Below are 11,194 nucleotides of genomic sequence, written 5' to 3'. Positions count from 1 at the left end.
GGTCGGCGAGGGCGTTGGTGCGGGGCGGGCGGGCGGCGCGGATCAGGCCCCGCGCCAGCCGGCCGAAGGCGACGCGGCCGACGACGAGATCGCGCCAGGCGCCGGGCGCGCGCAGGCGGTGGCGGTAGTGGCGGCGGATGGCGGCGGGCGGCGGCAGGTCGTCCGGCGTCTCGACCGCCCAGGGATTGGCGAGCAGCAGCGCGTCCAGCCCGGCGGGTTTGCCGAACAAGGCGAGGGCCGTCGCCGCGTCGCAATTGCCGAAGCCGACGAGGCGGCGGATGCCGGGGCAGGCGGCGCGGAAAGCGGCGGCGGCGGCGGCGATATCCGGCCCGCTGCCGGCATAGCCGCGATTGGCGCCTTCGCTGTCGCCGACGCCGCGCCGGTCGAAGCGCCAGACCGGCGCGCCCGCCGCCGCGATGCGGGCGGCGATGCGGGCCATGCCATCATGCGCGCCGGTGCGGACTTCATTGCCGCCGGAGACGATGAGCAGGCCGGTCGCGCCGGCCGCCGAGTCGACGGTGGCAGCGCAAGCCGACCCTTCGCACTGAAAGGTCAGAGCGCGGCGCAAGCGACTGTCCAATCGTGGATGTCGTCCGCCAGCAATGCGGCGAGGGCGACATCCTCCCCCGGTTCGGCGCGGTGCCAGAGCGGGGTGCCCGGCAGGTGGCGGTCGGCGGTGGCGGGATCGTCGGCGAGCCGCACCGTCCGCACCCGTCCGCCCGCCGGGAGCGTGGCGGCGGCGAGATCGGCGAGCAGGGCGGCGCCGAGCGGATAACCGGCGAGGCGCGGCGGGCGGTTGCCGCCAAGGCTGCTCGCCCGGCGCAGGGCGCGGACCACGGCGGCGCCGTCGACCGGCGACAGGCGCCAGCGGGGGGCGCCGCCGATAACGTCGTCGACCAGCGCACCGCCGCGAAAGGCGATGGTGAGCGGGGGCACGGGCATTTCACTTGCGGCTGCGGAGACCGCCGCCCGCCAGTCGGCCAGTTGGACCGCGGCCAGGTCGACGAGGCTTTCGCCAGTGCCGGGCAAGTCGACCAGCCGGCCGCCGATGCCGCGGTCGGCAAGATGGCGGAGGATGGTGACGATCAGCCGGCGGCTGCGGTTTGCTTCGAAGAAAAGCGGTGGGATAACGATTAGTTGTACGGGGAGTTTGGCACCGATGGTGAAATCGCAAGCGCTGGGCGCCGCCGCGACCATCAGCGCAGGGCTTTGGCGCCGACGAAGCGGACGAGGCTGCCAAAGCTTTCGAGCATTTCGCCGTCGACCTCGTCATCCTCGATGACGATGCCGACCCGGTCCTCGATCTCGGTCAACAGGCCGGCGACAGCCATTGAATCCAGTTCCGGCATCGCGCCGAACAGTGGGGTATCGTCAGTAAGCGCGGCGGCGCGGACATCGGTGAGCGCCAGCACGTCGCGCAGGACGGCGCGTACCGTTGCCGCCACCGTGTCCAGACCTTCGCTCAATGCTCTTCTCCCGTTAGCCGGCAGCGCCGGTTAATCGACGCGAGGGCGACGGACAAGAGCGGACAGGCGGGCGCGGGCGGCGCCGGGCCATGCCGAGGGACGGCGCAGGTTGAACAGCTCTATCCGGTAAAGCAGATGGCGTTCTTCCATCCAGTCGGCCTTGTAGCCGTCGTCGCCGGTGCCGAAATCGACGGTCTGGACGCCGTCTGCGTCGATCGCATGGGCGAACAGCGCGGCGCTGAGCAGGGTACCGGGCGAGTGTTCCACCGCTTCCTCGACATGAGCGAGCTTGTGGATGACGGCGGTGCCGTTCTCCACCGTCCATAGCTGGGCGGCGACCGGGCGGCCGTCGATCTCCGCCAGGCCGAGGCGGAGGGTGCCGGCGGCGCCTTCGTCTTCCGCGAAGCCGCGCAGGAAGGCGGGGGCGCCCTCAGCCGGTTTCCAACTGGCGGCGTAGACCTGCTCGTAGGCGGCCCAGGTGTCGGCATCGAAATGGTCGAGGATGCGGATCGCGACGCGGCCCTGCTTGCGCTCCACCGTGGCGCGCAGGGCGCCGGGGCGGGCCGCCCAATATTCGGCGAATACCCGGCCGGCGACCGGCAGCCGCCAGTTGACCGTCGCCGGAGTCGACACCGCCAGCCAGCCGGCGCGGCGGAAGGCGGCGGCGAGCAGCGCCGCTTCGTCGGCCGGGACCGGCGAGAGGGTGATGCGGGCGATGCCGAGGCTGGCGACGCGCAGCCGCCGGGCGACGGCGCGCAGCAGCCGCCGTTTCAGCGCGGCGTCGGGCGCGCCGGAATAGACCGGGGCGAAGGCGAGGGTGTACCAACTGGCCAGGGCGACCAGCCGGCCGCGGGCCTGCCGGGCGAGGAACAGCCAGGCGTCGGCGCCCTCGGTACGGGTACGGACAACGAGCGGTGCGGCGCCGGGCGGGCAGCAGGCCCAGGTGCGGCGGAACCATTCGAGGCGGTCGAACGGGCTGGGCTGGGCCGGGCGATCGAGCGTGGCGCGGGCCGTGGCGGCGACCGCGTCGAGATCGTCGAAATATTCCCCCTTGACCCACAAGGCGCTATCGCTCCCTTCCGCCCCACCGCGACCATAAGCAGAGGAATTCGAGCGGGTGCAAGCCCTGGACCCCACCCCCCGGCCGATCGACCACATTCTCGCCGGTGGTGCGCGCGGCGCGCCGGCGTTGATCGGCCGGGCCGAGGCGCTGGATTACGCGGCGCTGGAGGACCGGGTCGGGCGGCTGGCGGCGTGGTTGCGGGCGCAAGGGGTAGGCGCGGGCGACCGGGTGGCGAGCTGGCTGCCCAAGACGATCGACGCCTGCCTGCTGCCGCTGGCGGTGCCGCGCGCCGGGGCGATCCATGTGCCGGTCAACCCGCTGCTGAAACGGGCGCAGGTGGCGCATATCCTGGCCGACAGCGGCGCGACGCTGCTGGTGACCGGCGCCGGGCGGGCGGAGACGCTGGCGCCGGGCGACCGGCCGGCGGGCTGCGCGCTGGCGATCGACGCGGAGATTGTACTGCCCGAGGACGCGCTGCCGCCGTCCGACGCGGATCCGGCTTCGCTGGCCGCGATCCTCTACACGTCCGGGTCGACCGGGCGGCCGAAGGGGGTGATGCTGAGCCACGCCAACCTTTGGCTGGGCGCGGCCTCCGTCGCGCATTACCTGCGGCTGGGGGTGGACGATCGGGTGCTGTGCGTGCTGCCGCTGAGCTTCGACTATGGGCAGAACCAGCTGCTGTCGACCTGGCGGGCGGGGGGCTGCGCGATCCCGCTCGACTACCTGACCGCGAAGGACGTGGTGCGCGCGGTCGGGCGGCATGAGGTCACCACCCTGGCCGGGGTGCCGCCGCTGTGGGTGCAGCTGGCCGAGGCCGAATGGCCGGCGGAGGTGGCGGCGAAGCTGAAGCGGCTGACCAATTCCGGCGGCGCGCTGGGAGTGCCGCTGGTTCGGGCACTGCGGGCGAAATTTCCGGCCGCTGCCCTCTATGCGATGTACGGGCTGACCGAGGCGTTCCGGTCGACCTTCCTCGACCCGGCGCTGATCGACGCGCACCCCGAGTCGATCGGCACGGCGATACCGTTTGCCGAAGTGTTGATCGTGCGGCCGGACGGGACCGTGGCCGGAGCCGGGGAGGCAGGCGAACTGGTCCACGCCGGGCCGCTGGTCGCCCAGGGCTATTGGCGGGACGCGGCGCGGACGGCGGAGCGGTTTCGCCCGGCGCCGGCGGCATCCCGCCACGGCGGGACGGCGGTGTGGTCCGGCGACACGGCGGTGCGGGATGCGGGCGGGCTGATCCGCTTCGTTGGACGTTACGATGAAATGATAAAATCTTCCGGTAACCGTATAAGCCCAAACGAGATAGAGGAGGCTGCGGTAGCCAGCGGCGCGACGGCGGAGGCGGTGGCTGTCGGCGTTGCCGACGAGCGACTGGGACAGGCGGCGCTGCTCGTCGCGCGCGGCGACGGGACGAAGGAGGAAGCGCTGCGCGCCTATCTGAAGCGGGAGTTGCCGGCGTTCATGCAGCCGCGCGAGGTGGTGTGGCGGACAGCGCTGCCGCGCAACGCCAACGGCAAGATCGACCGCGCCGGGTTGAAACGGGAGCTGGGCGCATGAAGCCGATGGGACCGATTCCGCCGGAATTCGCGGGCGAGGGGGTGCTGGTGATCGGTGGCGACACGGCGGAGGCGCTGGCGGCGCGGGTCGGCGACACGCCGCTGTTCGTTTACGACCTGAACGTGGTCCGGGCGCGGGTGGCGCGGTTGCGCGCGGCGCTGCCGGCCGGGGTCGGGGTGCATTACGCGGTCAAGGCCAACCCGTTCGCGCCGCTGGTCGCCGCGCTCGCCGGGCTGACCGACGGGCTCGACGTGGCATCGGAAGGCGAGATGCGGCTGGCGTTGGCGGCGCGTGGGGGGGCGGGTGGCACGGCGGTGTCCTTCGCCGGGCCGGGCAAGCGCGACCGCGAGATCGCGGCGGCGATCGACGCCGGAGTGACGATCAACCTGGAATCGGAAGGCGAAGCGGAGCGGGCGCTGGCGATTGCCGGGCGGGCCGGGCGGACGCCACGGCTGGCGGTGCGGGTCAACCCGGATTTCGACCTGCGCGGATCGGGAATGCGGATGGGTGGCGGCGCCAAGCCGTTCGGCGTCGACGCGGCGCGGGTGCCGGCGCTGGTCCGCCGGCTGATCGCGGCCGGGGCGGAGTGGCGCGGTTTCCATGTCTTTGCGGGGTCGCAAGCGCTGGATGCCGGGGCGATCGCCGAGGCGCAGGCGGCGACGGTGGCGCTGGCCGGGGACTTGGCCGAGGCGGCGGGGGCCCCGCCGCCGCTGGTCAATCTCGGTGGTGGGTTCGGCGTGCCCTATTTCGCCGGGGAAGTGGCGCTGGACATCGAGGCAGTCGGCGGCGCGCTGGCCGAGACGCTGGCGGCGCGGCCGGCGGTGCTGGCGGACAGTGCCTTTGCGGTCGAACTGGGGCGCTGGCTGGTCGCCGAGGCCGGGGTCTACCTGACCCGGATCGTCGACCGGAAGACCAGCCATGGCGAGACGTTTCTGGTCACCGACGGCGGTCTGCACCACCAACTGGCGGCGAGCGGCAATTTCGGCACCGTCGTTCGCCGCAACTACCCGATCGCGCTGGCCAGCGGCGCCGGTGGGCCGGTGGAGACGGTCAGCGTCGTCGGCTGCCTGTGCACGCCGCTCGACCGGCTGGGCGACCAAGTCGGCCTGCCGCGCGCGGCGGTGGGCGACCTGATCGCGCTGTTCCTGGCCGGGGCCTATGGCGCGAGCGCCAGCCCGGCGGCGTTCCTTGGCCATCCGGCGGCGGCGGAGATGCTGGTCGGGTAAGGCGGGGACGCCGGGATAGCGGCGGCGAGGGCGGCTGAGGGTGGATTGCCGCGCCGCTTTGCGGCTCGCACTGACGGAAGCGGGGTGGGGCGTGGAGCACGCCTAACGCTATCTTCATTCTTAACGCGCATAGCCCGGCCTTGAATCCGGCTTCGTCAAGGCATTGCGGAAGGGCGACGAAACGATGCGCGATCACAGGGCTTTGGTGGCGCTGGCGGGCGTCGGGGCGGCGGCGCTGCTGCTCGGCGGATGCGCCGCGACGGCGGCGGGCGGCCCGCAATTGCCGCAGGCGTCGTTCGTCTCGCTGGACGACAAGCCGTCCGAAAATTACGTGATCGGGCCGCTCGACACGCTGACGGTGTTCGTGTGGCGCAACCCGGAACTGGGCGGCAAGGTGCAGGTGCGTCCGGACGGCCGCATCACCACGCCGCTGATCGAGGACATGCCGGCGGTCGGCAAGACGCCGAAGCTGCTGGCCGACGACATCGCCAAGGCGCTGTCCCGCTACGTCAACGAGCCGCGCGTGTCGGTGATCGTCGAGAATTTTTCCGGCACGTTTTCGCAGCAGGTGCGGATCGTCGGCGCGACCGAGAAGCCGGCGTCGATCCCCTACCGCGCCAACATGACCTTGCTCGACGCGATGATCGCGGTCGGCGGCCTGTCCGAATACGCTGCGGGCAACCGCGCCCGGCTGGTCCGCTACGACCGGGCGACGGGGCGGCAGAAGGAATATCCGGTCCGCATCGCCAGCCTGCTGAAGCGCGGCGACATCAAGGCCAATGTCAGCCTGGAGCCGGGTGACGTCATCATCATCCCGGAAAGCATGTTCTGAGCCGATGCAGGCCCTGTACGACGATATCCGGCTGATCGCCCACGGCATCTGGCGCCGCCGCTGGCTGGCGCTGGCCGTCGCCTGGGCGATCTGCCTGGCCGGTTGGCTGGTCGTCGCGCTGATTCCCAACCGCTACGAAAGCCAGGCGCGGCTGTTCGTCCAGACGCAGGCGCTGCTGCCCGACCAGACCGGGGCGAGCGAGGCGGCGCAGCAGAAGGAGATCGACCGCGTCCGCCAGACGCTGGCCTCCGCCGTCAACCTGGAGAAGGTGGTGCGCGGCACCGACCTGAACCTGACGGTGGCGAGCGACCGCGACATGGCGAGCCGGATCGAGGCGCTGCGCCGGACGATCCGCATCGTCGCCCAGCAGGACAATCTGTTCCAGATCGTCGCCAGTTCCGCCGCGTCCGGCCTATCCGACGACGAGAATGCCCGGCTGGCCCGGGCGATCGTTCAGAAGCTGATCGACCTGTTCGTCGAGGAGAATCTGGCCGGCGGCCGTGCCGACAGCCGGCAGGCGCTGGCCTTCCTCGACGCGCAACTGGCCGAGCGGGCGCGCCAGTTGCAGGCAGCGGAGGCGCGGAAGCTGGCGTTCGAGGCCGAGTTCCTCGGTGCACTGCCCGGCACCGGCAGCGTTGCCGAGCGGATGGACGCGGCGCGCAGCGAGCTGGGCCGGATCGATGCCGAGCTGGCCGCCGCGCAGAGCGCGCTGGGTGCAGTGGGCGCGCAGATGGCGGCGACCGCGCCGACGATTGCGGGGGCCGGTGCCGTCGCCGGTCCGGCGCGGGCGCGACTGGCGGCGCTGGAGGCGCAGATTGCCGACGGACGGGCGCGGGGGTGGACCGACCAGCACCCCGACATGGTGGCGATGCGCAACCAGCTGGCCGCCGCCCGCGCCGCCGCGCAGGCGGAGCCGGTCGTCGGCGGCGGGGCTGCCGCTAATCCGATGTTCGTTTCGCTGCGCGCCATGCAGGCCGAGCGGCAGGCCGCGGTGGCGGCGCTGGCCACGCGGCGTGCCCAGATCCACGGCGACATGCAGCGTTACGTCGCGCTGACCGATGCCGACCCGGCCGAGGCGGCCGAGGCCGGGCGCCAGGCGCGCGATTACGGGGTGCTGAAGGACCAGTATGACAAGCTGCTTGCCGAGCGCGAGCAGGCCAGCCTGCGCGACCAGATGGAGAGCGAGACCGACGCGACGCGCGTGCGCGTCGTCGACCCGCCATCGCTGCCGCATCTGCCGGTGGCGCCGAACCGGCCGCTGCTGCTGACGCTGGTACTGGCGGTCGGCCTGGCGGGCGGGGCGGGCGCCGCCTTCCTGCTCAACCAGTTGCGCGCGAGCTTTGCTACGGCCGAGCGGCTGGAGGCGGTCAGCGGCCTGCCGGTGATCGGCGCGGTCGGCCATGTCGAGACCGAGGCCGGGCGCGGCGAGGCGGCACGGCGGATGCGCTGGTTCGCCGGCGGCGGCGCGGCGCTGGCCGGGGCCTATGCGCTGCTGCTGCTCGTCGAGTTCGTCCAGCGCGGGCTGGTGGCGTGAAGGCCGGGCGATGACCGACCGGCGGACCGAGGGCGCGTCGCTGATCGAGCGGGCGGCGGCGTTGTATGACTTCATGGCGTATCTGCCGGCGGGGACGGCGCGCGACGCCGTGCCTGCGCCAGAGCCAGCGCCGGTGCGTGTGATGGCGCCGGAGCCGGCGGTCGAAGCGGTGCCAGTCGCGGCCCAGGAGCCGGAAGCGGCGCCGGCGGCCGGGCCGAGCGGCATCGTCGATGTCGCCGGGTTGGCCGAAGCGGGGTTCATCATCCCCGGCGCACCGGTCAGCGCGATCGCCGAAGAATTCCGCATCGCCAAGCGCCATTTGCTGCTGGACGCGGCGGGGGCGGCGCGCAACCGGATGATCCTGATCTCCTCCGCCCAGCCGGGCGAGGGCAAGAGCTTCTGCGCGCTCAACCTGGCGCTGTCGATGGCGAGCGAGCGCGACGTCGAGGTGCTGATCGTCGACGCCGATTTCGCCAAGCCGTCGATCCTGTCGACGCTGGGGCTGGCGGGCGGCGCGGGGTTGATGGACGCGATCGCCGACCCGGAAGTGGATGTCGAGCGGCTGATCGTCCGCACCGACATTCCCCGCCTGTCGGTGTTGCCGGCCGGGGCGCGCAGCCACGAGGACACGGAATATCTCGCCTCTGCGCGGACGGCGGCGGTGCTGGACGGGCTGGTCGCCAGCCACCCGGCGCGGATCGTGCTGTTCGATTCGCCGCCGGTGCTGGCGGCGTCGCCCGCGTCCGTCCTTGCCCTGCATGTCGGCCAGACGTTGGTCGTAGTGCGGGCCGACCGGACCGGTGAGGGCGAGTTGCGCGAGGCGGTGGCGCTGCTGTCCGGCTGCGCCGACGTAAAGCTGCTGCTGAACGACGTAACGTTGCCGGCCGGCGGCCAGCGTTTCGGCAGCTATTACGGTTATGCGGGATGATCAGGCGCTTTGCCCTGCTCTGCGCGCTCGTGCTGGGCGCGGCGGCGGCGCAGGCCCGGCCGGCGGCGCGGGTCGCGCCCTATCTGGAGGTCGACCAGACGGTCGTCGCCGGGCTGGGCAGGCAAAGCGAGGTGCTGACCTACACGACGCTGGCCGCCGGGGTCGACGCCAGCATCGCCGGGCCGAATGCCGAAGGCCAGGTCAGCTACCGCTATGAGCACCAGATCGGCTGGGGGCGGCGCGCCGGCGACAGCGACATACACAGCGGACTGGCGCGCGGGCGGCTGACCGTCGCGCCGGGGCTGAGCCTGGAGGGCGGGGCGATCGCGGCGCGGGCGCGATCCGACATGCGCGGGCCTGCGCTGGGGCTGCCGACCGGCGGGCGCGCCAACATCGCCCAGGTCTATTCCGCTTATGCCGGGCCGACCCTGGTGACGGAGGCGGGCGGCCTCGACGTCATGGCGGCCTATAGAATCGGTTATACCAAGGTCGACAACGGTGATCCGATCGTGCTGGCGCCGGGGCAGGCGCGGCTGGACCTGTTCGATGACGCGGTCAGCCATCTTGCCACGGCCAGCATCGGCATGTCGCCGCGCGCGCTGCCGCTCGGCTGGAAGCTGAGCGGGGCGTGGCAGCATGAGAATGCCGGACAACTGAGCCAGCGGTTTGATGACCGAATGGTGCGCGGCGAGGTGACGGTGCCGATCAGCCACAGCGTCGCGCTGGTCGGCGGCATCGGCCATGAGGCGGTGGAGATCAGCCAGCGCCGGCCGCTGCGCGACGCGGGCGGGGCCCCGGTGATCGACGGCAATGGTCGCTTCGTTGCCGACCGGGCGGCACCGCGCCAGCTTGCCTATGATTATGAGGGCCTGATCTGGGATGTCGGCGTGTTGTGGCGGCCGAGCCATCGCACCACGCTGGAGGCGCATGTAGGTAAGCGTTATAGATCAACGATCTATACCGGATCTTTCCAGTATAGGATGAACGGCGGCGCGGCGCTTTCCGTTACCGTTTATGACGGCTTGCAGAGCTTCTCACGCCAGCTGAACGCCGGTCTGGCCGGCCTGCCGACCGCGTTCGGCGTGTTCCGCAATCCGCTGACCCAGAATTACGGCGGCTGCATCTATGGCAGCGCTGACGCCGGCGGCTGCCTTGGCGACGCCTTCCAGTCGATCAGCACGGCGCAGTACCGGGCGCGCGGGGCGACGGCGGTGCTGTCGGTCAATCGCGGGCCGTGGAGCGGGGGTGTCGGCATCGGCCACGCCCGGCGGCGCTTCATCGCGCCGGCGGACAGCCTGTTCTTCTCGCTCGACGGGGTGACGGACCGCAGTTGGTTCGCCGAAGCGCAGCTTGGCCGCCGGATCGATGCCAAATCGAGCGCCGAGGGCAGCCTGTTCGCCAACCGCTACGACAGCGGCATCGCCTTTGCGCCGGATGTGACCTCGACGGGGGCCACCGCCGCCTATTATCGTCTGATAGGACGCAGGCTGAGTGCAAGCGCGGCGCTTGGCCTCTATAGGACCGATGTGGACGGTGCAGGCAGCGAGACCGTCGGGACGGCGCTGCTCGGCATGCGCTACACATTCTAGGGGGTGCGGCGGTGTACAACAGTTTCTACGGATTGAGCGACCGACCGTTCCAGCTCACCCCCGACCCGCGTTTCTATTTCGACAGCGCCACCCATCGCAAGGCGATGGCCTATCTCGGCTATGGCCTGGCGCAGGGCGAAGGCTTCATCGTCATCACCGGCGAGATCGGCGCCGGCAAGACCACGCTGACCGGCCAACTAATGGCGAGCGTCGACGCTGCGCGGCTGACCGCGGCGCGGGTCACCTCCACCCAGGTCGAGAGCGACGACATGCTGCGGCTGGCCGCACAGGGTTTCGGCATTGTCACAGAAGGCGCCGACAAGGCATTGATCCTGCAACGGATCGAATCCTTCCTGATCGACCAGTCGCGGCAGGGGAAGCGCAGCCTGCTGGTGGTGGACGAGGCGCAGAACCTTCCGGCTTCGGCGTTGGAGGAACTGCGATTGCTGTCCAATCTGCAGGCGCGCGACCATGCGCTGCTGCAGATCTTCCTGCTCGGTCAGCCGGAGTTCCGCGAGCGGCTGCAACGGCTGGAGCAGCTTCGCCAGCGGGTGATCGCCACCCACCATCTGGAGCCGATGCACGCCGACGAGGTCGAGCCGTACATCGTCCACCGGCTGACGCTGGTCGGTTGGAACGGCAACCCGCGCTTCACGCCCGACGCCTTTCCGGCGGTATACCGGTTCAGCGGCGGGATTCCACGCCAGATCAATGCGTTGCTGTCACGCATCCTACTGCTCGGCGCGATCGAGAAGCTGAGCGTGATCGACGCGGATGTTGTCGGCCGCGCGATCGCCGACCTGACGCAGGACGTGCCGGGGCCGGGAGCGGCACCGGTGGTGGGCGGTGGTGAGGCGGTGGTGACGGAACCCGTGGGGGACTCGCGGATCGCGGCGCTGGAGGCGCGGATCGCCGAACAGGAGCAGGTGCTGGAACGGGTGCTGGCCCTGCTGGTCGACTGGGTCGAGGCGGCAGAGCGGCCGGGCGGCGGCGCCTGAG

The 11,194-nt window shown here is 71.6% G+C and carries 11 protein-coding genes; 7 read left to right on the top strand and 4 right to left on the bottom strand.

Going from position 1 to position 11,194, the window contains the following annotated elements; genetic code table 11:
- From E4A53_RS03665 to E4A53_RS03650, 4 genes are all read right to left on the bottom strand, one after another.
- Positions 1–568 (bottom strand): hydrolase 1, exosortase A system-associated (locus E4A53_RS03665; protein WP_136161749.1); only part of this gene is annotated, 568 nt, incomplete at its 3' end.
- A complete protein-coding gene (locus E4A53_RS03660; protein WP_136161748.1) occupies positions 553–1,197 on the bottom strand; it encodes an alpha/beta hydrolase family protein in 645 nt (214 codons plus the stop codon). The genes E4A53_RS03660 and E4A53_RS03665, both read right to left, overlap by 16 nt.
- Positions 1,197–1,466: an acyl carrier protein gene (locus E4A53_RS03655; protein WP_136161747.1), complete on the bottom strand. Its 270-nt coding sequence runs from the start codon at positions 1,464–1,466 to the stop codon at positions 1,197–1,199. Before E4A53_RS03655 ends, E4A53_RS03660 begins: the two co-directional genes overlap by 1 nt.
- 30 nt (positions 1,467–1,496) lie before the next feature.
- On the bottom strand, positions 1,497–2,528 hold the full coding sequence (locus E4A53_RS03650; protein ID WP_239018115.1) for a GNAT family N-acetyltransferase: 1,032 nt from the start codon (positions 2,526–2,528) through the stop codon (positions 1,497–1,499).
- A gap of 55 nt (positions 2,529–2,583) precedes the next feature.
- On the opposite strand from E4A53_RS03650, the gene E4A53_RS03645 reads away from it, so the two are divergent.
- The 7 genes from E4A53_RS03645 to E4A53_RS03615 all read left to right on the top strand — a co-directional run bounded on the left by E4A53_RS03645 (position 2,584) and on the right by E4A53_RS03615 (position 11,193).
- Entirely contained in the window at positions 2,584–4,086 is a 1,503-nt protein-coding gene (locus E4A53_RS03645) for an acyl-CoA ligase (AMP-forming), exosortase A system-associated (RefSeq protein ID WP_136161745.1), read from the top strand.
- Positions 4,083–5,312, top strand: a complete 1,230-nt coding sequence (locus E4A53_RS03640; protein ID WP_136161744.1) for a pyridoxal-dependent decarboxylase, exosortase A system-associated — start codon at positions 4,083–4,085, stop codon at positions 5,310–5,312. The genes E4A53_RS03645 and E4A53_RS03640 overlap by 4 nt, the downstream gene beginning before the upstream one ends.
- A 184-nt stretch (positions 5,313–5,496) precedes the next feature.
- Positions 5,497–6,144 carry an XrtA/PEP-CTERM system exopolysaccharide export protein gene (locus tag E4A53_RS03635; protein ID WP_136161743.1) on the top strand — a complete coding sequence of 216 codons (648 nt, stop codon included), beginning with the start codon at positions 5,497–5,499 and terminating at the stop codon, positions 6,142–6,144.
- A gap of 4 nt (positions 6,145–6,148) precedes the next feature.
- The gene (locus E4A53_RS03630) at positions 6,149–7,678 is read left to right on the top strand and encodes an XrtA system polysaccharide chain length determinant (protein WP_136161742.1); all 1,530 of its coding nucleotides are present in this window, start codon (positions 6,149–6,151) and stop codon (positions 7,676–7,678) included.
- Between the two features lie 10 nt (positions 7,679–7,688).
- On the top strand, positions 7,689–8,606 hold the full coding sequence (locus E4A53_RS03625; protein ID WP_136161741.1) for a P-loop NTPase: 918 nt from the start codon (positions 7,689–7,691) through the stop codon (positions 8,604–8,606).
- Entirely contained in the window at positions 8,603–10,195 is a 1,593-nt protein-coding gene (locus E4A53_RS03620) for a hypothetical protein (RefSeq protein ID WP_136161740.1), read from the top strand. The genes E4A53_RS03625 and E4A53_RS03620 overlap by 4 nt, the downstream gene beginning before the upstream one ends.
- Positions 10,196–10,206: 11 nt before the next feature.
- Positions 10,207–11,193 (top strand): XrtA/PEP-CTERM system-associated ATPase, encoded by a 987-nt coding sequence (locus tag E4A53_RS03615; RefSeq protein ID WP_136161739.1) that lies wholly within the window; start codon positions 10,207–10,209, stop codon positions 11,191–11,193.
- Position 11,194: the final 1 nt, after the last annotated feature.

The sequence above is a fragment of the Sphingomonas flavalba genome (assembly GCF_004796535.1).
Classification (GTDB): domain Bacteria; phylum Pseudomonadota; class Alphaproteobacteria; order Sphingomonadales; family Sphingomonadaceae; genus Sphingomonas_L; species Sphingomonas_L flavalba.
This window is presented reverse-complemented; position numbering and strand designations above follow the sequence as displayed.

What these genes read in the sequence shown, in the direction of transcription:
- E4A53_RS03660 (WP_136161748.1), bottom strand. Translation starts at nt 1,197, where the DNA reads ATGGTCGCGGCGGCGCCCAGCGCTTGCGATTTCACCATCGGTGCCAAA.
- E4A53_RS03640 (WP_136161744.1), top strand. Translation starts at nt 4,083, where the DNA reads ATGAAGCCGATGGGACCGATTCCGCCGGAATTCGCGGGCGAGGGGGTG.
- E4A53_RS03635 (WP_136161743.1), top strand. Translation starts at nt 5,497, where the DNA reads ATGCGCGATCACAGGGCTTTGGTGGCGCTGGCGGGCGTCGGGGCGGCG.
- E4A53_RS03630 (WP_136161742.1), top strand. Translation starts at nt 6,149, where the DNA reads ATGCAGGCCCTGTACGACGATATCCGGCTGATCGCCCACGGCATCTGG.
- E4A53_RS03625 (WP_136161741.1), top strand. Translation starts at nt 7,689, where the DNA reads ATGACCGACCGGCGGACCGAGGGCGCGTCGCTGATCGAGCGGGCGGCG.
- E4A53_RS03620 (WP_136161740.1), top strand. Translation starts at nt 8,603, where the DNA reads ATGATCAGGCGCTTTGCCCTGCTCTGCGCGCTCGTGCTGGGCGCGGCG.